Source organism: Streptomyces sp. Ac-502 (assembly GCF_045222935.1).
GTDB lineage: Bacteria > Actinomycetota > Actinomycetes > Streptomycetales > Streptomycetaceae > Streptomyces > Streptomyces monomycini.
This window is the reverse complement of sequence record NZ_JBHFFO010000001.1, coordinates 8,470,842-8,496,886: the sequence shown is the minus strand read 5'-3', so window position 1 is coordinate 8,496,886 and position 26,045 is coordinate 8,470,842. Positions and strand designations below refer to the sequence as shown.

At 71.2% G+C, this 26,045-nt stretch carries 25 protein-coding genes and 6 pseudogenes; 17 read left to right on the top strand and 14 right to left on the bottom strand.

Annotated elements, in window-relative coordinates; translation table 11 throughout:
* Positions 1 to 53: 53 nt before the first annotated feature.
* The 4 genes and pseudogenes from ACEXOX_RS38585 to ACEXOX_RS38570 form a co-directional block, all read right to left on the bottom strand.
* Positions 54 to 920, bottom strand: a complete 867-nt coding sequence (locus ACEXOX_RS38585) for an amino acid ABC transporter permease (RefSeq protein WP_406525406.1) — start codon at positions 918 to 920, stop codon at positions 54 to 56.
* Between the two features lie 7 nt (positions 921 to 927).
* Positions 928 to 1,560: pseudogene (locus tag ACEXOX_RS38580) on the bottom strand (amino acid ABC transporter permease); the annotation flags it as partial.
* Positions 1,561 to 1,575: 15 nt separating this feature from the next.
* On the bottom strand, positions 1,576 to 2,487 hold the full coding sequence (locus tag ACEXOX_RS38575) for a glutamate ABC transporter substrate-binding protein (RefSeq protein WP_406525405.1): 912 nt from the start codon (positions 2,485 to 2,487) through the stop codon (positions 1,576 to 1,578).
* Positions 2,488 to 2,501: 14 nt separating this feature from the next.
* The gene (locus ACEXOX_RS38570; RefSeq protein WP_030018740.1) at positions 2,502 to 3,245 is read right to left on the bottom strand and encodes an amino acid ABC transporter ATP-binding protein; all 744 of its coding nucleotides are present in this window, start codon (positions 3,243 to 3,245) and stop codon (positions 2,502 to 2,504) included.
* Positions 3,246 to 3,541: 296 nt separating this feature from the next.
* Here ACEXOX_RS38570 and ACEXOX_RS38565 point away from each other — a divergent pair, with 296 nt between their 5' ends.
* Positions 3,542 to 3,856 (top strand): GntR family transcriptional regulator, encoded by a 315-nt coding sequence (locus ACEXOX_RS38565; RefSeq protein ID WP_406525404.1) that lies wholly within the window; start codon positions 3,542 to 3,544, stop codon positions 3,854 to 3,856.
* Positions 3,742 to 4,296, top strand: coding sequence for a GntR family transcriptional regulator (locus ACEXOX_RS38560; RefSeq protein ID WP_406525403.1), 555 nt, complete (start codon positions 3,742 to 3,744; stop codon positions 4,294 to 4,296). The genes ACEXOX_RS38565 and ACEXOX_RS38560 overlap by 115 nt, the downstream gene beginning before the upstream one ends.
* 27 nt (positions 4,297 to 4,323) lie before the next feature.
* Here the strand turns inward: ACEXOX_RS38560 and ACEXOX_RS38555 are convergent, their stop codons facing one another.
* Positions 4,324 to 4,746: a DUF6278 family protein gene (locus ACEXOX_RS38555; RefSeq protein WP_406525402.1), complete on the bottom strand. Its 423-nt coding sequence runs from the start codon at positions 4,744 to 4,746 to the stop codon at positions 4,324 to 4,326.
* Between the two features lie 127 nt (positions 4,747 to 4,873).
* On the opposite strand from ACEXOX_RS38555, the gene ACEXOX_RS38550 reads away from it, so the two are divergent.
* On the top strand, positions 4,874 to 6,691 hold the full coding sequence (locus ACEXOX_RS38550; protein ID WP_406525401.1) for an SGNH/GDSL hydrolase family protein: 1,818 nt from the start codon (positions 4,874 to 4,876) through the stop codon (positions 6,689 to 6,691).
* Between the two features lie 49 nt (positions 6,692 to 6,740).
* Here the strand turns inward: ACEXOX_RS38550 and ACEXOX_RS38545 are convergent, their stop codons facing one another.
* The 3 genes and pseudogenes from ACEXOX_RS38545 to pcaC all read right to left on the bottom strand — a co-directional run bounded on the left by ACEXOX_RS38545 (position 6,741) and on the right by pcaC (position 9,569).
* On the bottom strand, positions 6,741 to 7,520 hold the full coding sequence (locus tag ACEXOX_RS38545) for an exodeoxyribonuclease III (protein ID WP_030018736.1): 780 nt from the start codon (positions 7,518 to 7,520) through the stop codon (positions 6,741 to 6,743).
* A gap of 29 nt (positions 7,521 to 7,549) precedes the next feature.
* Positions 7,550 to 8,202 (bottom strand): annotated as a pseudogene (locus tag ACEXOX_RS38540) (MBL fold metallo-hydrolase).
* A 71-nt stretch (positions 8,203 to 8,273) separates the two neighbouring features.
* Complete coding sequence (gene pcaC, locus ACEXOX_RS38535; protein WP_406525400.1) at positions 8,274 to 9,569, bottom strand: 4-carboxymuconolactone decarboxylase; 1,296 nt, start codon at positions 9,567 to 9,569, stop codon at positions 8,274 to 8,276.
* Positions 9,570 to 9,593: 24 nt separating this feature from the next.
* On the opposite strand from pcaC, the pseudogene ACEXOX_RS38530 reads away from it, so the two are divergent.
* From ACEXOX_RS38530 to ACEXOX_RS38490, 9 genes and pseudogenes are all read left to right on the top strand, one after another.
* Positions 9,594 to 10,025: pseudogene (locus tag ACEXOX_RS38530) on the top strand (TraM recognition domain-containing protein); the annotation flags it as partial.
* 84 nt (positions 10,026 to 10,109) lie between these two features.
* Positions 10,110 to 10,721 carry a hypothetical protein gene (locus tag ACEXOX_RS38525; protein WP_406525399.1) on the top strand — a complete coding sequence of 204 codons (612 nt, stop codon included), beginning with the start codon at positions 10,110 to 10,112 and terminating at the stop codon, positions 10,719 to 10,721.
* A gap of 169 nt (positions 10,722 to 10,890) precedes the next feature.
* Positions 10,891 to 11,436 carry a hypothetical protein gene (locus tag ACEXOX_RS38520; protein WP_406525398.1) on the top strand — a complete coding sequence of 182 codons (546 nt, stop codon included), beginning with the start codon at positions 10,891 to 10,893 and terminating at the stop codon, positions 11,434 to 11,436.
* Entirely contained in the window at positions 11,433 to 11,687 is a 255-nt protein-coding gene (locus ACEXOX_RS38515; RefSeq protein WP_406525397.1) for a hypothetical protein, read from the top strand. The genes ACEXOX_RS38520 and ACEXOX_RS38515 overlap by 4 nt, the downstream gene beginning before the upstream one ends.
* A gap of 106 nt (positions 11,688 to 11,793) precedes the next feature.
* The gene (locus ACEXOX_RS38510; protein ID WP_406525396.1) at positions 11,794 to 12,459 is read left to right on the top strand and encodes a hypothetical protein; all 666 of its coding nucleotides are present in this window, start codon (positions 11,794 to 11,796) and stop codon (positions 12,457 to 12,459) included.
* Complete coding sequence (locus ACEXOX_RS38505) at positions 12,342 to 13,220, top strand: hypothetical protein (protein ID WP_406526604.1); 879 nt, start codon at positions 12,342 to 12,344, stop codon at positions 13,218 to 13,220. The genes ACEXOX_RS38510 and ACEXOX_RS38505 overlap by 118 nt, the downstream gene beginning before the upstream one ends.
* Positions 13,217 to 14,407, top strand: a complete 1,191-nt coding sequence (locus tag ACEXOX_RS38500) for a DNA cytosine methyltransferase (RefSeq protein ID WP_406525395.1) — start codon at positions 13,217 to 13,219, stop codon at positions 14,405 to 14,407. The genes ACEXOX_RS38505 and ACEXOX_RS38500 overlap by 4 nt, the downstream gene beginning before the upstream one ends.
* Positions 14,408 to 14,483: 76 nt before the next feature.
* The gene (locus ACEXOX_RS38495) at positions 14,484 to 15,536 is read left to right on the top strand and encodes a DnaB-like helicase N-terminal domain-containing protein (protein WP_406525394.1); all 1,053 of its coding nucleotides are present in this window, start codon (positions 14,484 to 14,486) and stop codon (positions 15,534 to 15,536) included.
* Between the two features lie 52 nt (positions 15,537 to 15,588).
* Positions 15,589 to 16,530, top strand: a pseudogene (locus tag ACEXOX_RS38490) (DUF317 domain-containing protein); the annotation flags it as partial.
* 528 nt (positions 16,531 to 17,058) lie between these two features.
* Here ACEXOX_RS38490 and ACEXOX_RS38485 read toward each other — a convergent pair.
* A pseudogene (locus ACEXOX_RS38485) lies at positions 17,059 to 18,048 on the bottom strand (ATP-dependent DNA ligase).
* A gap of 337 nt (positions 18,049 to 18,385) precedes the next feature.
* On the opposite strand from ACEXOX_RS38485, the pseudogene ACEXOX_RS38480 reads away from it, so the two are divergent.
* Positions 18,386 to 18,523, top strand: a pseudogene (locus ACEXOX_RS38480) (hypothetical protein); the annotation flags it as partial.
* A gap of 107 nt (positions 18,524 to 18,630) precedes the next feature.
* Positions 18,631 to 19,023, top strand: coding sequence for a hypothetical protein (locus ACEXOX_RS38475; RefSeq protein WP_406526603.1), 393 nt, complete (start codon positions 18,631 to 18,633; stop codon positions 19,021 to 19,023).
* 541 nt (positions 19,024 to 19,564) lie between these two features.
* Here ACEXOX_RS38475 and ACEXOX_RS38470 read toward each other — a convergent pair.
* Positions 19,565 to 20,749, bottom strand: coding sequence for an IS701 family transposase (locus ACEXOX_RS38470; protein WP_406518361.1), 1,185 nt, complete (start codon positions 20,747 to 20,749; stop codon positions 19,565 to 19,567).
* Between the two features lie 143 nt (positions 20,750 to 20,892).
* On the opposite strand from ACEXOX_RS38470, the gene ACEXOX_RS38465 reads away from it, so the two are divergent.
* Positions 20,893 to 21,321, top strand: a complete 429-nt coding sequence (locus ACEXOX_RS38465; RefSeq protein WP_406526602.1) for an anti-sigma factor antagonist — start codon at positions 20,893 to 20,895, stop codon at positions 21,319 to 21,321.
* A gap of 158 nt (positions 21,322 to 21,479) precedes the next feature.
* Here ACEXOX_RS38465 and ACEXOX_RS38460 read toward each other — a convergent pair whose 3' ends face one another.
* Together ACEXOX_RS38460 and ACEXOX_RS38455 are read right to left on the bottom strand one after the other, a co-directional pair.
* A complete protein-coding gene (locus tag ACEXOX_RS38460; RefSeq protein WP_406525393.1) occupies positions 21,480 to 21,758 on the bottom strand; it encodes a hypothetical protein in 279 nt (92 codons plus the stop codon).
* 309 nt (positions 21,759 to 22,067) lie between these two features.
* Positions 22,068 to 22,421 (bottom strand): MarR family transcriptional regulator, encoded by a 354-nt coding sequence (locus tag ACEXOX_RS38455; RefSeq protein WP_406525392.1) that lies wholly within the window; start codon positions 22,419 to 22,421, stop codon positions 22,068 to 22,070.
* A gap of 133 nt (positions 22,422 to 22,554) precedes the next feature.
* Between ACEXOX_RS38455 and ACEXOX_RS38450 the strand changes: the two genes are divergently transcribed.
* Positions 22,555 to 23,352: an ANTAR domain-containing protein gene (locus ACEXOX_RS38450; protein WP_406525391.1), complete on the top strand. Its 798-nt coding sequence runs from the start codon at positions 22,555 to 22,557 to the stop codon at positions 23,350 to 23,352.
* Positions 23,353 to 23,743: 391 nt separating this feature from the next.
* Here ACEXOX_RS38450 and ACEXOX_RS38445 read toward each other — a convergent pair whose 3' ends face one another.
* Positions 23,744 to 23,920: a hypothetical protein gene (locus tag ACEXOX_RS38445; protein WP_406525390.1), complete on the bottom strand. Its 177-nt coding sequence runs from the start codon at positions 23,918 to 23,920 to the stop codon at positions 23,744 to 23,746.
* A 279-nt stretch (positions 23,921 to 24,199) separates the two neighbouring features.
* The gene (locus ACEXOX_RS38440) at positions 24,200 to 25,093 is read right to left on the bottom strand and encodes a DUF5655 domain-containing protein (RefSeq protein ID WP_406525389.1); all 894 of its coding nucleotides are present in this window, start codon (positions 25,091 to 25,093) and stop codon (positions 24,200 to 24,202) included.
* Positions 25,094 to 25,614: 521 nt separating this feature from the next.
* Between ACEXOX_RS38440 and ACEXOX_RS38435 the strand changes: the two genes are divergently transcribed.
* Positions 25,615 to 26,025, top strand: a complete 411-nt coding sequence (locus ACEXOX_RS38435; RefSeq protein ID WP_406525388.1) for an ATP-binding protein — start codon at positions 25,615 to 25,617, stop codon at positions 26,023 to 26,025.
* The last annotated feature ends 20 nt before the right edge of the window (positions 26,026 to 26,045 follow it).

Genomic DNA, 26,045 nt, shown 5'->3' with positions numbered 1-26,045 from the left:
GGACCGGGCCCGGGGGGGCAGTACTGCTGCGCGACTGAGAACCGTACCCGGGATCAGCGCTGCTGCTGCGCCCCCGGCAGCAGCGTCCCCGGCTCCGGCGCGCTGACGTCCACCGCGTCCGTCTTCAGGCTCTTGCGCTGCCACTTCGCGACCCGGTACGCGCACCACGACAGCAGCATGCACAGGCCGATGTAGATCGGCGAGACGATCATGACGACCGGGATGAAGGGCAGGTCGTAGTCGAGGTTGGAGGCGATCAGCTTGCCGGCGTGCAGGAACTCCTCGTAGGTGATCAGGAAACCGAGCGAGGTGTCCTTCAGGGCGACGACGAGCTGGCTGATGATCGTGGGCAGCATGGCCCGGACCGCCTGCGGCACCAGGACGTACGTCATGACCTGCGTCTTGCGCATGCCCAGCGCGTACGCGGCCTCCCGCTGCCCCCGGTCGACGGAGTGCACCCCGGCCCGGAACACCTCGGCCAGCACCGACCCGTTGTACAGCGTCAGCCCCGCGATCAGCGCGTACAGCGGCTCGGCCTTCAGCGCCACGTACACGAAGAAGATCATGACCAGTACGGGCATCGCCCGGAAGAACTCCACCAGCAGCGTGCTCACCCACCGGACCGGCGCATGGTCCGAGAGCCGCCCGGCGGCCAGCACCGCGCCCAGCACGAGCGAGAGCACGGCGGCGATCGCGAACGCCTTGAGCGTGTTGCCCAGCCCTTCGAGCAGCAGCTTCTGGATGCCCACGTACGCGAACGGCGTCCACTTGCGGGAACTGAACTGGCCGGTGTCGACCAGCAGGTACCCGGCCCAGGCGAGGACGGCGAGGATCACCACCGTCGCCGCCGCCCCGTAGAGCCGGTGCCGGCGCTTGGTGTGCGGTCCGGGGACGTCGTAGAGGGCGGTGGTGGCGGTCATCGGGGAACCCCCAGCGCTTTTCCAGCACGTTGAACAGCGCGCTGATGGTCAGGGTCACGATCAGGTAGCCGACGGCGATCCAGACGAAGGTCCAGATGATGCTGTAGCCCAGCTCGTTGAGCGTCTTGTAGGTGCCGAGGAGTTCGACGACGCTGAACGATCCGGCGATCGCGGAGTTCTTGGCGAGCGCGATGAGCGTGGAGCCGACGGGCGGGATGACGGTACGGAACGCCTGGGGCAGCACCACGTCGCCCAGGGTCTGCGAGAAGGTCATGCCGAGGCTGCGGGCCGCCTCGCCCTGCCCGACCGGGACGGTGTTGATGCCGGAGCGTACCGCCTCGCAGATGAAGGCGGAGGTGTAGCAGCCCAGCGCGAGAACGGCGAAGACCTTGAAGGGCAGGACGACGCCGAAGCGCGGCAGCCCGAGCAGCACCGCGAAGAACAGCAGGGTCAGCGGGGTGTTGCGCAGCACCATCACCCACACGGTGCCGAACACCCGCAGCGAACCGACCGGCGCCACCCGGAAGGCCGCCATCAATACCCCGGCGACCAGCGCCAGCAGCGAGGCGAGGACGGTCAGTTCGACGGTGCCGAGCAGCCCTTCCCCGTAGAGGGAGAAGTTGTCCGTGAGCACGTTCATGGGCGGTCCTCGTCCTCAGCTCGCCGGGTAGCGGTCGATGGCGGGCGGCTGCGGAGCGGGGACGCCGGACAGGCCCAGCGTCGCGTCGTACGCCTTCTTCCAGTCGCCGTTCTTCTCGTGGGCGGCGAGCGCGTCGTCCAGCGCGAGGCGCAGCGCGGTGTCCCCGCGCGGCACGCCGATGCCGTACGGCTCCTCGGAGAACGGCCGGCCGGCCAGCTTCAGCTCGTCGGGCACCTTGGCGGCGTAGCCCATGAGGATCGCGTCGTCTGTCGTCACGGCGTCCACCTGGTACGTGAGCAGGTTGTCCACGCACACCGAGTACGTGTCGTAGGCGACCAGGCCGGCCCGGGGGTAGTCGGCCTTGATGCGCTGGTACGGCGTGGAACCGGCCGCCGAGCAGACCTTCCTGCCCGCCAGGTCGCGCGGCCCGTCGACGCCCTTCTGGTCCTTGCGCACCAGCAGGCCCTGGCCCGCCATGTAGTACGGGCCGGCGAAGCCCACCTGCTGCTTGCGCTTGGCGTTGATGGTGTAGGTGCCGACGTAGTAGTCGATCTGGCCGTTCTGCAGGGCGGTCTCGCGGTTGGCGGAGGCGATGGTCCGGAACTCGACCGTCTTCGGGTCGAAGCCGAGGGAGGCGGACATCATCTTCGCGATCTCGACGTCGAAGCCGGTGTACGTCCCGGAGGCCGGGTCGCGCTCGCCCATGTACGGCTGGTCCTCCTTGACGCCGACGACCAGCCGGCCGCGGCTTTGCGCCTTGCGCCAGGTCGCGGAGGCGGGCAGTCGGAAGCCCTCGGCAGTCGCATAGCGGGGCAGTTCGCTGCCCTTGGGGCCCTTGACCGGCGGGCTGCCGGACTTGCCGCAGCCGGCGGCCAGCAGGGCGGCGGTCAGCGCGAGCGCCACGAGGGCGGTACGGGTCTGGTGCATGGCGGCGCCCCCGGTCAGTGCTTGAGGATCTTGGAGAGGAAGTCCTTGGCGCGGTCGCTCTCCGGCGCGGTGAAGAACTCCTCCGGCGTGCGGTCCTCGACGATCCGGCCGTCCGCCATGAAGACCACCCGATTGGCGGCGGAGCGCGCGAAACCCATCTCATGGGTGACGACGACCATCGTCATGCCCTCCTGCGCCAGCTGCTGCATGACCTCCAGCACCTCATTGATCATCTCCGGGTCGAGGGCGGAGGTCGGCTCGTCGAAGAGCAGCGCCTGCGGTTCCATGGCCAGCGCGCGGGCGATGGCCACGCGCTGCTGCTGGCCGCCGGACAGCTGCGCCGGGTACTTGTCGGCGTGCGCGGCCAGGCCCACCCGGTCCAGGAGTTGGCGGGCCCGCCGCTCGGCCTCCTCCTTCTTGCGCTTACGGACCTTGACCGGCGCGAGCATCACGTTGGCCAGCACACTCTTGTGCGCGAACAGGTTGAAGGACTGGAAGACCATGCCGACTTCGGCACGCAGTCCGGCCAGTTCACGCCCCTCCTCGGGGAGCGGGTGGCCGTCCAGGGTGATGGTGCCGGACTCGATCGGTTCGAGGCGGTTGATGGTGCGGCACAGGGTGGACTTGCCGGACCCGGAGGGCCCGATGACGACCACCACCTCGCCGCGGCCGACGGTGAGGTCGATGTCCTGGAGGACATGCAGCTTTCCGTAGTGCTTGTTGACCCCGCGCAGCTCGATCAGCGCATCACCGGCCATGTGCAGCCTGCTCACTCTCATCCGTACAGCCAGGACACCGCAAGACCCCGCAAACTACCTGCCCGAAAGCATGACTTTTCCCCTGACACGCACGAATGCCGCGATAACCCCTGATTACCAGGGAAAGTGCCCACGCGCGCCCGGCACCACGGCACCGCCCCGGACCGCGGCACGCTCCCGTCCCGGCCCCTCGGCGGGCGCCTTCCCGACCCCTCGGCGGGCGCCTCTCCCGACGCCTTCCCCCACGCCTCTCCCCTAGGTACACAGTCCCTGCCTGCGTACCTAGCCTGTGGGGCATGGGTGACAACCGACCCGTCTTCCAGCGCATCGCCGACGACCTCCGCCGTCAGATCGACGACGGGGCCCTGCCCGTCGGCGCGCGGATCCCGTCCCGGTCCGAGCTCAAGCGGGCGTACGAGGCCAGCGACCAGACCGTGGACCGCGCGGTCCGCGTCCTGAAGGCCGCCGGCTACGCGGAAGGCCAGTTCGGACGGGGGTGTTCGTCGCCGACCGGGCGCCGATCGGGACGCTGCTGCGCTCCACGGGCGCCGTGGACTCCCCGTTCGCCGCCCGGATCGCCCTGGAGGGTACCCCCGAGGGCACACCGTTGACCTGGGAGGTGTCCTCGACGACGGACGCGGCGTCCGACCGGGTCGCCCGACGCCTGTGCATCGTGCCGGGAACCGGCGTCGTCCGGTCGGTGTACGAATACCTGGCCAACCGGCAGCCCGTGCAACTCGCCACGAGCTGGGAACCGCTCGCCATCACCGAGGGCACGGACGTCGTCTTCCCGGAATGCGGGCCCTACGCCCGGCGCGGGGTACGGGGGCGCATGGCCGCCATCGGGATCCGGGTGGTGCGCGCCGAGGAGCGCGTGGGCTCCCGGCCTGCTTCCAGTGCCGAGGCGGAGGCGCTGGGATGCTCCCCCGGGCAGTGCGTGACGGCCGTGGAGCGCACCCATTACGACGCGGACGGGCGGGCCGTCGAGACCTCGGACATCGTCGTACGGGCCGACCGCTGGCGCCTCGCGTACGACATCGGGTTCGTCTGACCGGACCGCCGCTCCCCCGCTCGGCGGTCAGCTCTCGGCGACCTCCGCGTAGAGCTGGCACAGTTCGGGCGCGCCGTTTGCCGCCCACTCCCGGCCCGCCGCCACCACGTCCACCTCGCGGCCGGACGCCAGCCGCACCACCGGCTCACCGCCGGGCCACACCTTCCAGGCCGCGCCGGGCACTGTCCGTACCAGCACCGTGCCCAGGTAGCAGCCCGCGTCGTTGCCGAGCCAGGTCACCACCTCGGGGTCGTCGCGCCACGCCGGCCGCAGCTGGTCCAGCGCCTCCAACGAGCGCACCGAGTCGTCCAGTTCGACGCCCTCGGTCTGGGCCTGGGCACGCAGCAGCTCGCACTCCGCCAGGAGCATCGCCGCGCCTTCGGGGTCGTCCACGACAGCAGGGCCCACTTCCGGCCGCTTGCGCCACTTGTCCAGGAAAGACATGTTCATGGGCGTAGCGTCCCACCCGGGCCGGGACGGTGGCCACAGGCGCGCGGCAGGCCGGTGACCGGATCACCGGCCCGGCCACCGGTTCCGGCCAGGGCCGTACCCGCCGCTACCCGCGGAAGGAAGCCGTATGCGCGTACGACTGTGGGGCGGAGCCCTCGCCCCGGCCCTCGCCCTCACCCTGAGCGCCACGGCCGCCCCGGCAGCGCCGCCTCAACGACCCGACGGGTCAGCCCCGTTGGAGCGTCTTTTCGACAACAGGGCCATCAGCGAGCCGTCCGCCCCGGCCTCGGCCGACTTCGACGGCGCGGGCAATTCCCTGTCCGCGCGGGACCTCGCCACGGCGGGCTGGACGCCGGGCCGGGTGCTGACTCTCGACGCGGCCCGGCTGCGGTGGCCGCGGACCGCGCCGGGCCGGCCCGACAACGTACGGGCCGACGGCCAGACCGTACGGCTGCGCGGGCGCGGCGACGCGGTGTCGCTGCTGGTGGCCGCGACGGGTGGCACGGTGACCGGTACCGGCACGGTCCGCTACCGGGACGGGTCGCGCAGCACGTACCGGCTGAGCGCGCCGGACTGGCGTACGGGCCCGTCGGCCACCAAGGCGGTGACGCTGCCGCACATCAACACGCCGGGCGGCCAACGGGCGGAGCCGGCGCGGCTGTACGCGGTGAGCGTGCCGGTGGTGCGCGGGCGTGAGACGGCCGCCGTCGTACTGCCCCGCGACCCGGGACCGGGCGCGGATCTGCACGTGTTCGCGGTGGCGGTGCGCGACAACGGCGCCGGGTGGACGGGTAGTTGGGGAGCGAGTACGGGCGGGTACGCGAAGGCCGGCCCGTGGGGCGGCCGGACGCTGCGGCTGGTCGTGCACAGCGGCACGGGCGGGGCGCGGGTACGGGTCCGGCTGGCGAACACCTTCGCGGCGGCGCCGGTGCGCTTCGGGGCGGCGAGCGTGGCCGTCCAGGGCGCGGGCGGCGGCGCGTCAGCCGCCCGCGAACCCGTACCGCTGACGTTCGGCGGGCAGCGCGGCGTACGGGTCCCGGCCGGCGCCGAGGCGTACAGCGATCCGCTCCGCCTGACCGTGCCCGCGGACCGGAACCTGCTGGTCAGCCTGTATCTGCCGGGCACGGTGACGACAGCACCGATGCACGGACGGTCCGAACAGGTCTCGTACGTGAGCGCACCGGGATCCGGCGACCGTACGGGGGACAGCGGCGGCGCGGCGTATCCCGGCACGCTGACCGGCTGGCCGTTCCTGACCGGGGTGGAGGCCGCGGGCGGCCCGGGCACGGTCGTGGCACTCGGGGACTCCATCACCGACGGCCAGGGCTCGACGGCGGGCTCCAACCGGCGCTGGCCGGACGTGCTGGCCCGCCGCTTCCGGGCCCAGCACGCGCTCCCGCGCTACGGCGTGGTCAACAGCGGCATCTCGGGGAACCGGGTCGTCACCGACCGCTATCCGGGTGACGGCGTGAGCACCGACGTCAGCGGGGTCAGCGCACAGCACCGGCTGGAGCGGGACGTACTGGCGCGGCCCTCGGTCCGTACGGTCGTCATCTTCGAGGGCGTCAACGACGTACGCCACGGCACTCCGGCGCACGAGGTCGTGGCGGGGCTGCGGTCCCTCGCCCGGCGCGCGCACGAGCACGGGTTGCGGGTGGTGGCCGCGACCCTCGCGCCGTGCGAGGGCTTCCCGGACTGCACGGCGGCGGTCGAGACGCGACGCACCGCCGTGAACGCCGCCCTCCGGGCACGCGACACCGACTCCGACGCCGTACTCGACTTCGACGCGGTACTGGACTTCGACGCGGTGCTCCGCGACCCGCGACGCCCGCAGCGGCTGCTGCCCGCGTACGACAGCGGCGACCACCTGCACCCCGGCGACGCGGGGCTGCGGGCACTCGGGGAGTCGGTGGACCTGCGCGCACTCGTGCCCGGCACGCCCTGACCCGGACCCGCATACCCGCATGCCCGGGCTCCCCGCCCCTCCATCCGGCTCAGACCTCCAGATCCACCACCACCGGAGCGTGGTCCGACGCCCCCTTGCCCTTGCGCTCCTCCCGGTCGACATAGGCGTCCGAGACGGCCTTGGCGAACGGCTCGTTGCCGTACACCAGATCGATGCGCATGCCCTTGTTCTTCGGGAAGCAGAGCTGGCGGTAGTCCCAGTAGGTGAACGGCTTGTCGTACTTCAGGGGGCGCGGCACCACGTCCGACAGGCCGGCCTCCCGCAGCGCGGCCAGGGCGGCGCGCTCCGCGGGCGTCACATGCGTCATGCCCTCGAAGACGGTGGTGTCCCAGACGTCGTCGTCGGTGGGCGCGACGTTGAAGTCGCCGAGGACCGCGAAGGGCCGGGGGCCCGCCGCGTCCTCGGCGACAGCCGCCTTCAGGGCGTCGAACCACTGGAGCTTGTACGCGAAGTGCGCGTGGTCGATCTCGCGGCCGTTGGGCACGTACACCGACCAGACGCGGGCCGGGCCGCAGGTCGCGGAGACGGCGCGGGGCTCCTGCGCCCCTTCGTAGTCCGGGCCGCCGGCCAGCCCGGAGGTCACGTCCTCCAGGCCGACCTTCGACAGCAGCGCGACCCCGTTCCACCGGCCGGTGGCGTTGACGGCGGCCTCGTAGCCCAGCTCGCGCAGCTGGTCGTACGGGAACTGTTCGGCCGAGCACTTGGTCTCCTGGACGCACAGCACGTCCGTGCCGGTGCTCTCCAGCCAGGCCAGCAGCCTCGGAAGGCGGGCGGTGATCGAATTGACGTTCCAGGTCGCGATGCGCATGTCCGTAACCTACAGCGGGGGTCCGACAGTCAGTTCAAACCGGTGTGGTCACCGGGGGTGAGGCGGGCGTGATCGGCACCGCCGAGCTTGTCGATCAGGCCGTCGTACACGGGACGGGCGTGGTCCTGGAGCAAGCTGTCGTGCACGTCGATGGCGCGGCGCGGCCGGACCTCGCGGACGTAGTCGATCACCTCGGACACCTTGTTCCACGGCGCGTGCACCGGCAGCAGCAGCGTGTCCACCGTACGGCCCTGGGGGACGGTGAGCGCGTCACCCGGGTGGAAGACGGTCGCGCCGTCGTCCTCGGTGGTGATCAGGTAGCCGACATTCGTCACCCTCGGAATGTCCGGGTGGATGACGGCGTGCAGCTGCCCGTGCACCTCGATGTCGAAGCCGGCCGCGGTGAACGCGTCCCCCTCACCGACCGTGTGCACCCGCCCCGGGAAGGCCGCGGAAATCTGCTCGGCCACACTGGCCAGCGTCCAGATCTCGGCCCCCGGTTGGCCTCCATGCCCGCGCGCAGCCGCTCCTCGTCGAAGTGGTCCATGTGCTCGTGCGTGATCAGGATCGCGTCGGCGCCGACCGCCGCGTCGCGCTCGCTGAAGACACCGGGATCGATGACGAGCACCTGCCCGTCCTTCTCCAGCCGGACACAGGCATGCGTCTTCTTCGTGAGTTCCATACCCCCATCTTGCCGCGCGAGTGCCCGGCGGGCCCTTGGGGGACACCCCTCACCGACTCACCTCCCCCTCCTCACCCTTCCGGCGTGGTCTCCTCCCGTATGACGCGCTGCGCCACGGCGAAAGCCGCATTGGCCGCCGGCACACCGCAGTACACCGCGGTGTGCATGAGTACTTCCTTGATCTCCGTGGGGGTGAGCCCGTTGCGCAGCGCGGCGCGAGTGTGCAGCACCAGTTCGTCCTGATGGCCGCCGGCGACCAGCGCGGTGAGTGTGACGATGCTGCGGGTCCGCCGGTCCAGCCCTCCGCGCGTCCACATCTCGCCCCACGCGTACCGGGTGACGAACTCCTGGAAGTCCCCGGTGAAGTCGTCCGTGTCGGCCTCCACCCGGTCCACGTGCGCGTCACCGAGCACCTCGCGGCGTACCTTGACACCCTGCTCGTACGCACCGCCCCGAACCGCCTCCGGCTGGGCCGGACCGGACTCGATGGCCGCGGGCACCACCGGCGCGGGCGGGGCCGCGGGCCCCAGCACCGGCTTGGGCGCGGCAGCACCGATCGCCGTCTGCGTCGTGCCGCCCGGCTTGTCGTGCCAGGCGGCCGTGAAGTGCCGGATGAGCAGCTCGGTGACGGCGGCGGGCTGCTCGACGGGCGCCAGATGGGACGTACCGGGAACCAGCGCGAGACTCGCGTCCGGAATGCCCGCCACCAGGGAGCGGGCGTCGGTGGTCGGCGTCACCTGGTCCTCGGAACCGACGACGACGAGGGTGGGCACCCCGATCCGCTGGAGCGAGGAGCGGACGTCGAAAGAGGCCATCGCCTCACAGGCCGCGATGTAACAGCCCGGATCGGTGGTACGCACCATCTGGACGGCCCACTCGACGATCGCCTGCTGGGCCCCCGCGAAGCCGGGGGTGAACCAGCGCTCGGGCGAGGTGCGGGCGATCGGGTCCAGCCCGTTCGTACGGATCACCACCCCGCGCTGCCGCCAGGAGTCGGCGGTGCCGTAGCGCGGCGACGAGGAGATCAGAGCGAGCGAGGTGACCCGCTGCGGCCGGGTGAGCGCCAGCTGCGCCCCGACCGCCCCACCGATGGAACACCCCGCATACCCGAACCGCTCCACACCGAGCACGTCGAGCGTCGCCACCAGCCGGTCGGCCAGCTCGGCGACGGAGGACGCCGGATACGCGGGCGACCCACCGTGCCCGGGCAGATCGAACCGGACGACCCGCCAGTGACGGGTCAGCTCGGGTATCTGCCTGTCCCACATGTGCCATGTGGTACCAAGCGCAGCACCCAAGACCAGGCACGGGGCGTCTTCCGGCCCGTCAGAGCGGTATTGCAGGGTCTTCACCGTCGTCTCACTCACCCGCCTGACCCTCTCATCTGTCACCTGCAGTCCTACCGGCAGGGCCAGAAAGTCTGGGGGGACGCGGGCATGGACGCCATGTGGTCCGCCTCGACCGTGAAGGTCATCGGCTCCGGCATCGACGACCCCGACTTCGCCGACAAACTCTCCCGCCTGATCGGCGAGCACGATGTGCAGACCACGTCCACCTCCACCTCCGAGTCCGGGAAGTCGACCTCCGTGTCGATGCGCCAGGAGCGGATCCTGCCCGCCGACGCCATCCGCGCCCTGGCCAAGGGCACCGCCCTGTGCTTCGCCACCGGCATGCGCGCCGCCATGCTCGACCTGCGCCCCTGGTACGCCGAGCCCGGCGCCACGGAGCTGTCCGCCGCCTCCGCCCGCGCCTCGAAGGCCATCACCGAGCGCGCCGTCGCCAAGGCCGCCCCCGCGCAGACCGACTTCACCACGGCCGCCTGACCTCCGGCGCCCCCGCCCCGGCACTGACGCCGCCAACGGCGGCAACTCCCCGCACCCGACCACCGTTTTGCCCCTTCGGAGACCATGGCCTTCCTCGACCACAACGACATCGTCATCGGATCCACCGACGACGGCCACACCTTCGTCCTGCTCAACCGGGCCCTCCCCGCGGCCCAGCGCATCCTGACCGACCACGGCTTCACCGCCCGCCAGCCCAGCGGCCCGGGCCGCCCGCTGTACCTGCTGCCGCCCGCCTACGCCGGCGAGCAGGCCCACACCCGCACCGGCGAAGCCATGCACTTCCTCTTCCAGCACACCTGGGACGTGACCGACCTCAGCTGGACCACCCGCTGGAACCCGGACGAGCCGCTGCCGGAACCAGACGTCCACTTCGATGTCTCCGGCGAGCGCGTCACCGCCACCGCCCGCACCGACGCCGCCCGCCGCGTCCTGGCCGACCACGGCTTCACCCCCACCCAGGACGGCTACTCCCTGCCCGCCGGCACGCAGGAAACACGGCAGCTCGCCGCGGTCGTCCAGGCAGAGATCGCCCTGTCCATGGAGAACCTGGGCGCCCGCATCGGCCTCGGCTTCCGCACACCCGCCGACATCCCCACCGCCCCCGCCCGCACAAGCGCCCCCACGGCCACACCGCCCGCAGCCCCAGCTCCGGACCGGCCGCGCCGCACCCGCTGACCGCCCAGGCGACGTGCCGAGCAGAGCCGCCAAGGCAGCCCGTATCCGCCGCCCCGCCAAGCCGTCCGCGTGGCGCCGGTGTCGTCTGTGAACGCCCCCGCCGCCACGCCAACGCTCACGCGGCGGCCCGGTACGCCCCCCCACACCGAACGGAACCGTCCCGCCGCCGATGACCGCCACCGCTCCGGCCGAAAAGCTCCTGCTCCTGGGGGGCGACTTCGCCCGCCACAACGACTACCTTTCCCGCCTGCGGCTAGACGGTCTCAGTCCCGCGACCGCCCTGACGCAGCAGGCCATCCCCACCCAGGACCTGGCCCGACTGGCGCTGGACATCGTCGAGGGCTTCGACGCCCAGCGGATGCACCACAGCCCGGAGATCCGCACCGTGTACGCGCGGGTCCGGCAGCTCGCCCACCTGGCCACCGCCGCAGCCGGCCACCTCCTGGACGCCGAGGACATCCTCGACGACGCCCGCGCCGGCGTGCCCGTCAAGGGCGATGGCCCCCTGTTGACCTATCAGCAGGCCCTGCAGACGGCCAACAGCCGCCTCACCCTCGTCCGGGAGCTGACCGCCCTGGGTCCCCAGGACACGCTGACGGCCGCCGAACTCTTCGTCACCGAACGACGCCGCCGGGGCGAGATCCCCCGCAGCAGTCGCCCGGCTTTTCCCCCGCCCAGCACGCCGCACTGCGCGCGGTGGCCCGCGGCGAAGTGACCGTTGCCAACGGCAAGCCGTACCTGCGCCGCGATGACTGGAGCATCACCCTCGCCACTCTCCGCTCGCTGGAAGCCCGCGGCCTCCTCGTCCGCGAGAAGTGCCCGCTGTGGCTGCACGACGAGCGGGTGCACCTGAGCGCCGACGGCCGCCGCGACCTGACCGCCACCTTCGGCCGGCCCCCGGCCCCCGCGCGCACCGCCGCCCGCCCGGCCCCGGCGCCCCAAGCCACCCCCAGCCGCTCTCTGTAACCCCTGCTCCCCGGGAGATCTCACGCCTACCGACGATGCGCCCACCCCGCACGACATCGCCCTCGCCCTCGCCGCCCAGATCCACCCGGACGCTGCGCCCCGCGATGTGATCGCCAGTTTCAGCGTGCGGCGCCAGGCCGGTCCCCGCTTCGGCTACCGGGGCTCCGGCGGCCCGGTCACCGGCGTGGCCCGGTCCCTGCACGCCCGGCTGTACGGCCTGCCGGCCGCACCTTCGCCGCTGCCCACGGCGCTCGACGAACTCCTGCAGGCCCTCGGCACGGCACGCGACGGCGACCAGCGGCAGGCGGTGCTGGCCCAGCTCGCCGAGCAGCTACGCAACGCCGCCGAAATCCTCGAATGGGCCCGGGACAACGCGCGCCAACTGCCCGCCCCCGTCTGGGAGTGGCTGCGCGACGCCACCGATACCACCCGCCACCTGGCCGACGGCCTCGACAGCGTGCGCCCTTCGTTCGCCGCGCCGCAGGCCCCCGCCGCATCGCTTCCCCGCCGGTGCCCGCCCCGCCCCGCGACGCTCCCGTCCGGCGCTGACCGCCCGCCCGCGGGTGCCGCCCCCGTACACCGCAAGGACGCCCCATCCCCGCAGCCCCCGCCTTCCGATCCCTCTCCCTTGGCGCCGGTGTTCAGTCCAGTGCTCTGCTCGCCCTGTCCGCCGAAGGCATCCTGCCGCGCGTCGACTGCGCGATTTTCGCGGACACCGGCTGGGAGCCGGCAGCCGTTTACGACCATCTCGACCGCCTGGAAGAGGAGGTAGCCGAACCCGCGGGCATCCCCGTCCTGCGTGTCTCGGCCGGTAACATCCGCAGCGACGCGCTCAACCCGGACCACCGGTTCGCGTCCATGCCGCTGCACGTCCTCAACCAAGACGGCAAGGCCGGGATGACCCGTCGGCAGTGCACCGGCGAATACAAGATCAAACCCATCAAGAAACAGGTCCGCGCCCTCCTGGGCTACCCGTATCCCCGGCGCATCCCCAAGGGCGTGTTCGTCGAGCAGTGGGTCGGCATCTCCACCGATGAGTTCCACCGGGCCAAGGACGCCGACGTCGCCTACATGCGCAACCGGCACCCGCTCATCGAGCTGGACTGGTCGCGCGCCGACTGCCTGCGCTACCTCAAACAGCGCGGCCTGGCCGACACCCCGAAGTCGAGCTGTCTGGGCTGCCCCTTCCACGGCAACGCCCAGTGGCGCCACATCCGCGACCACAGCCCCGCCGAGTGGGCCGACGTCGTCGCCTTCGATGCGGCCATCCGCGGCGGCAACGCCCGCGCCAATGCTTCCGGCAACCGGCTGCTCGGCCAGGCGTTCTTGCACCGCTCCCGCGTCCCGCTCGACCAGGCGCCCATCGACCACGTCACCGCCGCCGAATGGGCCGCCCGCCAGGCCGAACTGGGCGACCAGGCCCCGGACGGCAACGCCCTCGTCGTGCTGGAGGAGGGCGTGGCCGACGGCTGCTCGCCGTGGGCCTGCCGCGGTGAGCAGCCGGTGCAGGATGCCTTCGGGCTGGCCGCGTGATCCTGGATTTGTTCGCCGGGCACGGTGGCTGGTCCTACGCCCTGTCGCTGCTCGGCGTGCGGGACATCGGGCTGGAGTGGGACGAGTGGGCCTGCCGCACCCGCGCCGCGGCCGGGCAGCTGACGCTGCGCACCGATGTTGCCCGCTATCCGGTGCGGCCGTTCCTCGGCCGCACCACCGGTGTGATCGCTTCGCCGCCGTGTCAGGCGTGGTCGATGGCCGGCAAGCGGCTCGGTCTGCTCGACCAGCCGCTGGTCCACCAGGCTGTCGCCGATCTGGCCGCCGGGCGCGACACCCGTGAGAAGCTGCTCGGTGCCTGCCGGGATGTGCGGTCGCTGCTGGCCGCCGAGCCGATGCGCTACCTCCATGCGCTGAACACGGTGGGCGAGCCGGAGTGGGTGGCCATGGAGGAGGTCCCCGACGTCTTGCCGCTGTGGAAGCAGTACGCGGTCATCCTGCGCGCGTGGGGGTTTTCCGTGTGGTGCGGGATTCTCAACGCGGCCGACTTCGGGGTGCCCCAGACGCGGCGGCGGGCGATCCTGCTCGCCTCCCGTACCCGCCCGGCCGAGCCCCCGCCGCCGACCCACGCACAACACGGTGAGCCGGAGACCCTGTTCGGGCCCGGCCGTGCGCCGTGGGTGTCCATGGCCGCAGCGCTCGGCTGGGGCGCCACCGACCGCCCGGTACCGACCGTGTACGCCGGGGGCGGCCCCGGCGGAGGCCCCGAACCGTTCCCGTCCGGTTCGCGCAAGACGCTGGCCGATGCCCGCGACCGCGGCACCTGGCAGCCCCCGCCCCGCACCCGTCGCACCGGCGGCCCGGTCGGCACCGCACCCGCAAGGACGTGGTCGCTGCGCACCAACAGCCAGGCCAACGCCACCGTCCGCACCCTCGACGAGCCGGCCGGGACGCTGTTCTTCGGACACCGCGCCAATGAGTGCGTCTGGGTCGCCGACCCCGCCCATCCGGCAACGGCCGAGGACGCCCCCGCGCCGGAGGCGATCCGCATCACCGCCCCGGAGGCGGGCGTACTGCAGACCTTCCCCGCCGACTACCCGTGGGCCGGCAACAAGGGCCAGCAGTTCTCCCAGATCGGCAACGCCGTCCCGCCCCGCCTCGCCGCCCACCTGCTGGCCCCGCACCTCGGCCGCCCCCTCGGCCCCGACGACTTCACCCTGGTCGCCTGATGCTCCACCACCCCCTGGCCCTGTCCCCGACCCCGACGAGGACACCGGACTGGCGAACCCGCATCCTCCGGCCCCAGTGCTCTACGCCGAGCAGGCCCTGCTCGGCGCCCTCCTCCTTGAACCCGCACGCCTGGCCGACCTCGATCACCTGGCCTCGGAGCACTTCGGCGACCACGCCCACAGCGCCCTGTTCACGGCGATGCGTACCGCTGCCGTACCTGCCGCCGACGAACACCGTAAGGCCCCGGTCTGGTTGCGGCGTGTTCTCGAAGCGGCGCGGCCCCAGGCGCCCGGGCTGACCGCCTCCTACCTGCACACCCTCGTCCACCGCTGCCCCTGGCCCGGGCACGCGGCGGCCTACGCCCGCATGATCGAAGCCGACCACGCCCGCCGCATGCTGCGGGAGCACGCCGACCGCCTCACCCAGAACGCCACCGATGCGTCGCTGCCCGACCCCGCCGCCACCGTCCTGGCCCAGTGCGACGCCCTGGCCAGCTTCCTGGAAACACTGTCGGGCCGGTTCGCCCCGCACCCCGGCTCCCTTCCCCGCACCCCGCAGCCCCCACCCGCCCGTAACACCGCGGGCGAGGAGGCGCTGGAGGAGGAACGGGCGCTGCTGGCGTGTGCGACAGCACGGCCCTCCCGGCTGCGGGAGATGCGCTGGCTGCAGCCCGAGAATTTCGTCCTGCCGCTGCACGGGCAGCTCTTTGCGTGCCTGACCGCGCTGGTCCACCGCCGGGAACCGGTCGATGCGGTCACTGTGCTGTGGGAAGCCCAGCACCAGCATCTGCTGCACGCAGGCTTCACCCCCGCCGACCTGATCGATCTGCTCGCCACCCCGGTCGGCATCCCCGAACACTGGGGCGAGAAGATCCTGCGGCGCGCCCTGCTCACCCAGGCCCACACCACCGCCCTGCGCATCCGGGCGTTCACCGACGATGCGGCCAACACCCCGCACCAGCTCGCCACCGGCAGCCGCCGCGCCCTGGCCGACCTGACCGCCCTGCGCAGCCGCTGGCAGCGCGCCACCCACACCCCCGCCGCGCTCTCCCGCTCCCCGGCCGTGCCCCGCGCCGGGCCGCGCCTGCGGGCCACCGCTGCCTCCCCGACCACCCGCGTCTCCCGATAGCCCACCTGCCCGGCCGGACCGCCGTATCCGGCCGGGCCCGGAAGCGAGTGCCTTGCCCCAGCCCGACACCGCCGCCCATGTCCGCCTCGACCGCCACCCCCACCACACCTCCGCCGTCACCGCCACCCTCGCCGACTCCTCCCCCACCACGGCCCGGGCCCTGCTGAGCGTCCACGGCTTCCGCCCCACCGGGGAGCACAGCCTGGTCCTGGCCCGCATCGACCACGAAGAACCCCACTACGCCCAGCAGGCCGCCCAGGCCCTGCGCACGGCGGGCATCACCGTCGACATCACCCCCGCGCTCCAAGAAGACATCGACACCGAGTGGGACTGGGCCGGCCACCCCCTGCCCTGGCTGGACCGCGACGAGATCCGTGACGTCTCCAACCAGGCCCAGCAGATCCACGACGACATCGTCGCCGGGCGCCTGACCATCCACCTGCACGCCCATGACAGCTGGACCATCGTCGCCGTCGGCACCTACCGCGACGGCCGCGGCGTCCACCTGCACGGGGAAGGCCACCTGCGGCAAATCGCCACGGTCTACACCGGGCCGACCGAAGCCATCACAGAATTCGAGCGCCTGCACGGCGCCGCCGTATGGAACGGGCCAGCGCCCGACACCGACGCCGAACAAGCAGCCGCGCAAGTCCTGACCCCCACACGCGAACCGCAGGCGGAAACCGCGGCGCTACAGCCGACGCCCCGGACCGTCCCCGTCTACGCCGCCGATGCCGGCGACCACGAAGCGCTGCTGGCCGACTTTCTCGACGCCCATCACGACTGGGAAAAATATCGCACCTGGTGCGACAACACGACCGTCGCCAGCCACGAATCGCTCACCCGGCGCGCCCAGTTCACCCACGAGGCCGCCCCCAAGGACACGGCCTGGGCCTTCGCCGTCTACGACTCCCCCGTCGGCGACCGCCTCTGGCACGCCACCGCCAGTGCCCGGACGCCCGCAGCCCTCGTCCGCACCCTGCTCGACACCCTCACCTCCCCGGATGCGCACCGACCCGGGACCGCCAGCACGGGGCCTGGTCGCACTCCGGTCGCAGGCCCCGAACCCGCCCTCGCCCAGGCGGCCTCCACCTTGCTCAAGGCAGGCTGGCGGCAGACGAGCTACACCTGGGGGATCCAGTGGACACCGCCCAACGGCGACGGCGCCGGCCTGCGCTTCGACGCCCGCACCACCCGGACCGCCGACAGACTGCCGGGCTGGACCGCCTGGGCCGGCACCAGCATCGACAGGCCCACCTGGCGCTTTCGCCTCTCGCCGGACACCCCAGTCACGGTCCTTGAAGAACTCGCCCACGAACTCGGTCATGGGCAAGTCACCTGTCGGCTGCCCTCCACCGGCTCACCGCGACGGACCCACCACACCGCATCGGCACCCGCCCTCCCGCCCCAGCCCCCCACACCCCGCGCCTCCGGACACGCTAAGCGCCGCTTCTCGTCCCGCCTCTCCGAGGGCCAGGCCGGGCAGACGGACCGGGACCTGGCCAGCACCGCCTGGCCGGGCTCACCCGGCCGAAGGTTCGTTTCCCGACCCGAACAACGCAACGTCCGACGCGCTCACATCCGGCCGCAGACGCTGTACCCGCACCGGGTGGCGCCACCGGCCCGTGTCAACGGCCGTATCCCCGCTGACCTCCACCACCAGCTCCGGAGCGACCAGCGTGACGCGCAACGTCTCACGCGAGCCCCAGCCAGCAGAAAAGGCCCGTCCGCGCCAGGGATGGCCAGCAGCAGCGGGCAACAGCTGCGCTCCCATCTCCCGGCTGAGCTGACGAGCGAGCGGTGCGCTGCGGCCCACGAAGCGCGAGTTTTGTCGCTCATCCCACCGGGCGAGCAAAACGCTGGCGGGGCAGTCCAACGTCCCGGTGATCGCGCCGGTAATGGCTTCCGTCGTGTGCCGGGTGCGGACCTTTATCCAGCCTCGGACGCCGGGTCTATAGGGTTGTCGTACGTTTTTGGCGACGATTCCTTCGATGCCCGCGGCAGCCCACTCCTGCATCCACCGCCTGGCCTCTTGCCGGTCGTAGGTCACAGGGCACAGAGTCCATGGTGGCGTCAGGTGCCATTCCTCGAAGAGAGCCTCAAGCCCGTCTCGGCGCTGCCTATAGGCGCGTTCGGTCAGGTCTTCACCGGCACGACGCAGAAGATCAAAGGCCACAAAATGAGCCGGGCTCTGCGCGATTTCGCGGCGCACCGTTTCCGGCCTCCTGTTCAGCCGTCGTTGCAGCCGGCCGAAGTCCAGTCGACCGCCATGTCAGATGACGACTTCGCCATCAAGCAGCACCTCCTCGGGAAAGTCGCGTTGTGCAGCCTCTGCGATGTCACTGAACGCCATGGTCAGCGCAGTGCCCTGGCGTGACTGCAGGTGCACCGTTCCGTCAGCCGCGCGCTCCAGAATGCAGCGGAACCCGTCCCACTTTGCTTCGAAGCCATATTCGCCTACCGGTGGAAGCTCGGTGACGGGCTCGGCCAGTATCGGAACGAAGTCACGCATCGCCATATCTGGACGCCTATCACTATCCGACAGGGAATGCAGGCCCCCATGCCGGGCCCCTCGGCAAGTTCACCGCTTTTGTTGCACGCCGGCCCCCACGCCGGACCAGCTCCTCTCTGAGCAGCAAGCCTTACGATGTACCGCTCACCTTGGGTAAGCACTGCCGGGAGGGCCGCATGCCCTGCCCCCGAAGATGCGGTCCGCGAGCCTTCAGCCAGTCCAGGAGCCGCACTCAGGCAGCACTCTGACCACATTTGGGGAGCAACATCCATAGAGCGTGAGCTGCGCCTGAACCCCGCGGCCTTCCCCCTGCACACCTTCCGTACCATGCCTAGGGATGACGAAAGAGACGGTGCAGTCAGTGCACGAGCGAGCAGTCGCGACGCGCGAGAGGATCATTCGGGCAGCTTCCGAAGTGTTCGATGAATACGGCTACAGCGGCGCAAGCGTCAGTAAAATCATGAGCCGGGCCAGAATCACCCCCGGCGCACTGTATTTCCACTTTTCCGGTAAGCAGGCTCTGGCTCACGCAGTCATGGTGGAGCAGGGCAACGGGCTGGAAGCACCCCCGGAGACGATGGCCTGCAGCGCCTCATCGACATCAACCTCTACCTCGCGGGCGAGCTGCAGACCAACTCGCTGCTGCGCGCCGGCGTGCGACTGGCCGTCGAGCAGGGGGAATTTGGCGCCCAGGACGATACCCCTTACCAATACTGGGTCGCCCAGTTCGCCGAGCAACTGCTCGCCGCCCAGGAGAAGGGCGAACTGCTGGCGGACGTCGACGTACAGGAACTGGCCTGGACGCTGGTCAGCTCCTATTCCGGCACGCAGCTCCTTTCCCAGATCTCCACCGGCCGCTCCGACCTGTACCAACGCCTGGTGTCCCTGTGGCGCTACCTGCTGCCCGGTATCGCCACCCCCGCCGCCCGTTCCCAGCTGTCCTTCAGCAACCAGTGGGACCATTCAGCGGCATAAAGGCACGTCCGCCGGGCTCGCGGGACGCGACCGGCCTCGGGACGGGGTGTTCTGATCCCTCTTGTCCGTGAGGCGAACCACGCTCGGGCCCGGACAGGTGTCCAGCATGGTGCGACGACGAGACGACAGCGCGGCTGTCGATCTCGACAACCGTCTCCTCGCGAGGAGCGGTTACATGCGGACATTACGATGCTGATCGGTCTCTGCGCGTCGCCCCCAGATGCGCGGGCCCAGGCACCCGAGACCGCAGGGCAAGGGCACCCGCCGACGATAGCCTCCCGGGACCGCCTGCCGACCCGGCGGGCCAACACCACACCGCGCGGCCACCCCTTCGGGTGGCAATTGACAAAAACATCCCCATACGCCCGCGCGGTGCCTAGTACTGCAACGGTGCTTGCCGTGACTGGTGGCCAGGATCAGGGGCTGTGCCCGCGTTGCTTGTAGTGACTGTTGCGGGCTTGGTGCTGGCGCCGTCGACGCCAGTGTGACCAGTACAGGATGTGCTCGGCCGGTGCCGGCCGGCGGTGGGTGAGTCGGTAGATCAGACGCCGGATTTCGGCAAGACTGAGGTGGATGAGCTGGGAGGATCCGTTTCTGCTTTCTCCGCATCCAGCTCACGGGCCCGCAGGACAGTCAGGCAGGCGTGGGCGGCCATGGCCAACGTCATGTGGCGGTGCCAGCCCGGGTAGCGGCGGACCTGGTAGTCGTCCAGCCCGCACTCCTGCTTCGCGCTCTGAAAACATTCCTCCACCGCCCATCGGCTCCCGGCGACGCGGATCAGCTCGTCGAGAGTGGTGCCGGCGGGGCAGTAGGCGATGTAGTAGGAGATTTCCTCGGGCCGGCTGACGCTGCGACGGGCGATCACCCAGTGCTGACGGTCCTCGCGGTGCCAGGGCCGCACCTCAACGCGGGCCCAGTCGAAGATCCGCCGTCCGTGGGCCCCCTCGCCGCAGGAGCGGCGTTTCCACTTCTGCCGCGGCAGGCCGGGGAACAGGTCGTGGACGGGGTGGTCGATGGCCCAGCGGGTGACGACGGTGTCGTGCCGGGTGGTGGCCATGACGTGAAAGACATCGGCCTGCTCGAGCTCGAAGCGCCAGCCCTTGCTGAAGCCGTAAGCGGCATCGGCCGTCACCCACCGAAACGGGAGCCGGTCGGCGATGGCCCGGCGGATCATCTCCTTGGCCATGGCCACCTTCGTCTCGAAGGCGACACTGTCGCCGATGCCCGCCCGCCGGCATCGCTCACGGTCATCCGTCCACGACGCGGGCAGATACAACCGCCGGTCGATCAACGTGCGTCCGCGGCCCGTCGCGTAGGCGAGGAAGACCCCGATCTGGGAGTTCTCGGTGCGTCCCGCGGTGCCGGAGTACTGCCGCTGGACCCCGGCCGAGCGGACGCCCTTCTTCAGGAAACCGGTGTCATCGACGATGAGCACGGCGTCCCGGTCGCCGAGGTGTTCCACGACGTAGTCACGTACGTCGCCCAGGACCTCGTCAGCATCCCACTCGATGCGGTTCAGCAGCCGGTGGATGCGATCGGGGCCGCCATAACCAGCCTCCTCCGCCAGCGTCCAGCCGTTCTTCCGCTCCAGCGGCGAGATCAGCCCGCGCATATAGGCCAGCGCCGACTGGCGCGGCTCCTCCCGGCTGAAGCGGTGCACGAACCGCCCATGCACCGCTTCAAGCTCACCCGCCCACAACCTGACATCAGCAAGGCCCCCACCCATAACCAGACCAACGACCCAACTGGCCACCAGTCACGGCAAGCACCGTTGCAGTACTAGAGTGAAGACGGTCATGCGGATGCTGCCGCCGCCACAAGACTCCTCACGCTCCGGTGCACCCGCGGCCTCGGCACGGTTGCTCGTGACTGGTTTTCCGCGCACCCGCAGAACAGGTTGTTGCGCTGAACACCGTCCCCCGACGCGTCACCCGCACCTACCGGGCGCGTGGCCTGACCGTCGTAGAACTCCACGGCGACATCGACATAGCTACCACCGATGAAGCCCGCCGGGACCTGGAGCCGGTGACCGCCAGGCCGGCCGTCAGCTTGCTGCTGGACTTGCGGCCGGTCACCTTCTTCGACTGTGCCGGCGTGCGCCTGCTGATGTTCGCCCAGCAGCGCACCCTGGAGCAGCGGGGCCGGCTGTACCTGGTCTGCGACGCCCCGCAGATCTTGCGCCTGTTGGACATCACCGGCCTGCGCAGCCTCTGCCACCCGGCGAGCACTGTCGATCAAGTTCTGGCGGACACGGTCGTGCCTCCGCACCCATGGCGCCACGGCCCCCGCGCCCTCTGATCCCGCCCGGCGACGGGACACGGTCTGTGGCGCGGGCGGTCGGAGTCGCGGCCGGGCAAGCACCGAATGGCTCAGCCTGGCCTGCCCGGCTGCGGGAACCCGTGCAGTGCACCGGTCGGCGAAGATCATGACGCTCGGGAAGGCGCACGGTGCCGGGCCTACCAGCCCACGCGGGGCGGCGGGCGCAGACGCCGCCCCGCACCCGCACCGTCCTGCCGCGCCCTGCGGAGGGCTTCTTCCTTCAGGCAAGCGAAGACATCATGTCCCCGGTCGGCCGCAGGGGCCCGCGGAGGCGGAAATCGGCGGTCGCGGCCGGCCACCTCGTAGGTGATCCGGTAACCGCACCGCACGCACTCCTCGCCGACCACGACACCGTTGTCCACATGAACGCGGTGGTGTTCGGTCGGGCAGCCGTGCGTGACCATGGTCGGGAGCATGGTGTTCCCCTCCTGCCGAACTGCGGCCGGGTGGCCCACGGGTCGGGGGCGGGGCCATTGTGCCGGTCCCCGCGACCGGGGTGACAGGCCGGGAGTTGGCCGTCGTGCCCAGCGGTACGGGTGCGCGGCATCCCGCGCAGGGCGGTGCGCCGCGGCCTTCCCTTCGGCTGCGGCGCACCCGGGCGTCCGGGGCCGTCCGGCAGCGGCCCCGCGAGACACCGGCGAGACGCCCGGCGGCGTGGGCTGCCGGTCGTGTTCCCCGTGCTGGTCGCGGTTGGCGCGACGTGCGGTGTCCGTCCGGGCGGTCCGTCAGGCTGTGCTGTGGTGGGAGGGGTTGCCGGGCTGCGCGGTGCGCTCCGCCTCATCCTGAACGAGCAGGGCCAGCAGGGAGGCCACGGTCAGGCCCATCCCGGCTTCGGCCGGGTGGCGCAGCCCCTTGCCGGGGACGATCTGGTAGGTGTTGGTGCGCCCCGTGCGGGTGTGGGCGAGGTAGCCGTCCTGCTCCAGGTCCGCGATGATCTTCTGGACGGCGCGTTCGGTCAGCCGGCAGTGTGCCGCGATGTCGCGGATGCGGACGTGGTGATCGTCGGCGATGGCGGCCAGCACCCGGGCATGGCTGGTCACGAAGGTCCATCCGGTGTGCGGCGCGGGCACTTCATCCATCTGCCCAGCCTACCGATCGGCCGCCCACACGCCCCGACGTATGCAACAAGTTTCGTGCATTTGTTGACGGGTATGTCCGCGGTGGGCAAACCTGGCAGTGGTGGCGGCGAGCCGAAGACGGAAGTGAGCGGCCATGTCACAAGCTCCGCAACTGCCCTACGAGGTCGGTGCAGAGGGCGACGGGCCCGACGTGACCGTCGTGTCCGGCCCGGACCACTCCCCGGCCCATGAGGTGCACGTCTTGTGCGCAGGCGAGCGCACGGACGTGGTGCTCCACGGAGAACTCGACCTTTCCTCTTGCCCATTGATCGAGCGCGAACTGCACGACGCCCTGCGGCGCACAGCCCGCCATCTCGACCTCCATCTCGATGCGGTGCCGTTTTGCGACTTCGCCGGTCTCAACATGCTGCTGCGCCTGCGCCTGCGCGCCCTGGTGCGCAACAAGACCGTCACCATCGCCTCCAGCAGCCCCACCGTCGAGCGGCTGCTGGAGGTGAGCGACGCCCGCAAACTGTTCACCGCCCCGGCCTGCGAACTGCGGCAGGCCACCGGCCCCGTCACCGACAGCCCGGAAGTCTCGCACGTCCGGGCCGCCGAGGACTTGACCGCGGAGGTCACGCATCTGCGCCGTGCCATGCAGACCCGCCCGGCCATCGACCTGGCCCGCGGCATCCTGATGGCCACCTTCAGCCTCACCCCCGAAGCCGCCTGGGCCGCACTGGTCGCCACTTCCCAGAACAGCAACACCAAACTGCACCGCCTGGCCGAAGACCTGGTCAACAGCGTCCACGGACACGTGCTGTCGGACAACATCCGCGGCCACCTGGGGGCCGCCGTGGCCCAAGCCAAACAAGCCCCACCGCAGCCGGACGCGAAGCCCGCCCCGACGAACAGGGTGCCCCCGCAGTGGCGCACCGCACCCGGCCGGTGATCCCGGCCCGGACGCGTCCGCCCAACGACCGAGGCGGCGGACCGGGCAACTCGGTGCGGGGTTTTCGTCGCAGCGTGCTTGTGTGCCGCACCGGGCCGCTGGTCACGGCCCTTGGGAAACCGTGGTGACGGCCACGTTCGAACTCCTGCATCAGCACAACACCGCGCACCGCAACGGCCGGCCTTCCTGGCCGGTCCGCCGCTATTCCGCCCTCACCGGCCGGACACCGGTGGCAAGCGCACGTTGGCTGGTAGGAACAGGGCGGGAGCGGCGGGGCTGCCCCACGCCGGGCACCGTCTCCCATCGGCGACAACGCGCCTGGCTCCAGCGGAGCAGTATGGAGCCTGCCACGGCAGGGCCCACCTCGCCCAGCAGCGCCTTCAGAAACGGCCTACCCGCGCCTGGTCACCCAGCGGAAGACCAGGGCGCAGGCGAGCGCGAAGACTGTAAAGATGCCGGCCGTCTCCAGGCCCCACCGGACCCAGGCGAGCCACTGAGCAGAGAGGGCGGCCAGCAGGAGGCCGCCGGTCAGCGCCAGCACGGCCATGATGCAGGCGAAGACAGCCACCCGGGCCCCCTGCGTCAGGGGACGGTCCCACCCAGACGGTGAGGGTTCAGAACGCATACCGTGACACTCCCTTCGTACAGGCGGCAGCCGGGTAGGCGCGCGATGCACCGCGCGCCTACCCGGCGCTTTGTATCAGCGGCCCCCCGGTCAGCTAACCCGGGAAATCACCGCTTCACTGGAAGTCCACCGCCACTTCTGCGCCGCCGTCGAAAGGCAATCGACACCAGACCTGCCCACAACTTCATCCCCGGCCGGGACGACGCCCTGCAGCGTCTCGCGCTACGCCGCTGTGTAGCTGAGACGGAACAGGTCCCGGGCCCGCTCCAGGTCCCGCTCCGAGCGCAGTCGGACCTCCAGGTCGCCGGTGCCGTGGTGGCCCAGCCCCGTCACGTCCCGGGTGAAGCCGGGCACCAGGCCGGCCTCCTTCGGGTCGGCCTTGAGGTAGACGAGCAGCTTGCTCTTCTGTGGCGGGCACACGCAGGCGAAGTTCCGCAGCCGCCGGTACGCCCGGTAGAGGCGGTTCTCGGTCGTGGTGATGTCCTGCCCCAGGCCCAGCATCGTCTCGTCGACCGCGACGGCCAGCTCCGTCATCGCCCCCTGCGTCAGGTGCCCGCGCGTCTTCTCGGCCGCGCGGGCGCGACGGGCCGTCCCGGAAGCCGCCGTCTGCCCGGTGACGGAGGCCACCGTCTCCAGGCCGACGAGCTGCTCGCCGTAGAAGCGGTAGCGGACCAAGTCGATGCTGCGCCGGTGCTCGCGCACCGCGTGCACGTCGTAGCGGGTGAAGTCGCCCGCCACGCAGATCAGCCGCGGCGCGCTCCATCGCACCCGGGAGGCGGCTGCCGCCCCCAGGCGCTCACGGACCAGGTGGTCGAACTCGGCGCGGTGGTCCATCAGCCACGCCAGGTAGAACAGGCCCTGGTTGATCACTCCCGCATCCGTGCCGCGCTTGTACTCGACGACCACCGGCGCGTCGTCCTCGTCCAGGCCCAGCGAGTCGATCCGTCCGCTGTGCACCGGCCCGGTGCTGTACTCGCTCGCCAGGAACCGCACGCCCAGCATCGTCTCCATGTGCGCCTCGATGAGGTGCTGCACGTCCGCCTCGACCTCAGCCAGACGCGGCGCGACCTCGGCCACGCCGTCGTTCATCGTGTGGAACAGCTTCAGTCCCGACACCTTCCCCTCTTCGACTCCGCGACCTGCAACGCCTGCGACGGCCACGATTGTTTCTGCGGAGGGCCGCGAATCGGTGAAGATGATGTGAGAGCCTGACAGCGGGCACTCAGACCTCTCGTGTCCCCCAGACATCGAAAGCCTGCCGTTTCCCCATGTGTCCCCCACGCCCCGGGGGACAGCTCGGGAAGAGCACGTTTGCCCAGGTCAGGCGCCATGCACTCGATGATGGATCGAGTGCCTTCTAAACACTTGGCCGAAGGTTCGAGTCCTGCCAAGACGCCCGGCAAAGCCAAACCTGGGGCGCAGGCCCGGACGCTTCCAGCGATGGTCCTGCGCCACTGAGCCGGGCCGCGCGATCGGTTCGCCCACCAGCGCCCGGCCCGGCTTCCGTACGCCGGCTCGTACGCCCCGGCGTACGGGGAACCTTTCGCCTCCGGCACCGTCGGTGGGTGCGGGGTGGGCGGGTGTTCGTGGTGGGGTGGGGCACCCGTACGGCAGGATCACGACACCGGGAGCCAGCCATGCAGATGCTTTCCCCTCTTCAGCGGCTCCTGCGGGCCGAGTACCTCCTGCCGCCCGCTGCGCGCTCCGCGTCCTGGGCCCGGCGCCTGACCGGCTTATACCTGGACCGACCCGGGTCAGCTTGTTACCTGGTCGATACGGACGCTGCCCAGCTGGTGGTCACCGAGCTGGTCTCCAACGCCACCCGCCATGCTCGCAGCGACTGCCGTCTGCGCCTGTGCGGCGGGGGCGGGTTTCTGAGCATCGAAGTCCACGACGACGACCCGGCGCACCCCCGGGCCCGTCCGGCCACCGCGTACGAGGAGGGCGGCCGCGGCCTGTTTTTCGTCGACGCGCTGTCGACGGACCTGGCCGTCCTCGACGACCCCGGCGGCGGCAAGACGGTCCGCGCCACCCTCGGCGCAGCCTAGCCCGCAGCTTCGCGCGTGCA

What these genes read in the sequence shown, in the direction of transcription:
- ACEXOX_RS38435 (WP_406525388.1), top strand. Translation starts at nt 25,615, where the DNA reads ATGCAGATGCTTTCCCCTCTTCAGCGGCTCCTGCGGGCCGAGTACCTC.
- ACEXOX_RS38470 (WP_406518361.1), bottom strand. Translation starts at nt 20,749, where the DNA reads ATGGGTGGGGGCCTTGCTGATGTCAGGTTGTGGGCGGGTGAGCTTGAA.
- ACEXOX_RS38585 (WP_406525406.1), bottom strand. Translation starts at nt 920, where the DNA reads ATGACCGCCACCACCGCCCTCTACGACGTCCCCGGACCGCACACCAAG.
- ACEXOX_RS38520 (WP_406525398.1), top strand. Translation starts at nt 10,891, where the DNA reads ATGACCGCCACCGCTCCGGCCGAAAAGCTCCTGCTCCTGGGGGGCGAC.
- ACEXOX_RS38545 (WP_030018736.1), bottom strand. Translation starts at nt 7,520, where the DNA reads ATGCGCATCGCGACCTGGAACGTCAATTCGATCACCGCCCGCCTTCCG.
- ACEXOX_RS38525 (WP_406525399.1), top strand. Translation starts at nt 10,110, where the DNA reads ATGGCCTTCCTCGACCACAACGACATCGTCATCGGATCCACCGACGAC.
- ACEXOX_RS38460 (WP_406525393.1), bottom strand. Translation starts at nt 21,758, where the DNA reads ATGCTCCCGACCATGGTCACGCACGGCTGCCCGACCGAACACCACCGC.
- ACEXOX_RS38565 (WP_406525404.1), top strand. Translation starts at nt 3,542, where the DNA reads ATGGGTGACAACCGACCCGTCTTCCAGCGCATCGCCGACGACCTCCGC.
- ACEXOX_RS38575 (WP_406525405.1), bottom strand. Translation starts at nt 2,487, where the DNA reads ATGCACCAGACCCGTACCGCCCTCGTGGCGCTCGCGCTGACCGCCGCC.
- ACEXOX_RS38550 (WP_406525401.1), top strand. Translation starts at nt 4,874, where the DNA reads ATGCGCGTACGACTGTGGGGCGGAGCCCTCGCCCCGGCCCTCGCCCTC.
- ACEXOX_RS38450 (WP_406525391.1), top strand. Translation starts at nt 22,555, where the DNA reads ATGTCACAAGCTCCGCAACTGCCCTACGAGGTCGGTGCAGAGGGCGAC.
- ACEXOX_RS38570 (WP_030018740.1), bottom strand. Translation starts at nt 3,245, where the DNA reads ATGGCCGGTGATGCGCTGATCGAGCTGCGCGGGGTCAACAAGCACTAC.
- ACEXOX_RS38455 (WP_406525392.1), bottom strand. Translation starts at nt 22,421, where the DNA reads ATGGATGAAGTGCCCGCGCCGCACACCGGATGGACCTTCGTGACCAGC.
- ACEXOX_RS38555 (WP_406525402.1), bottom strand. Translation starts at nt 4,746, where the DNA reads ATGAACATGTCTTTCCTGGACAAGTGGCGCAAGCGGCCGGAAGTGGGC.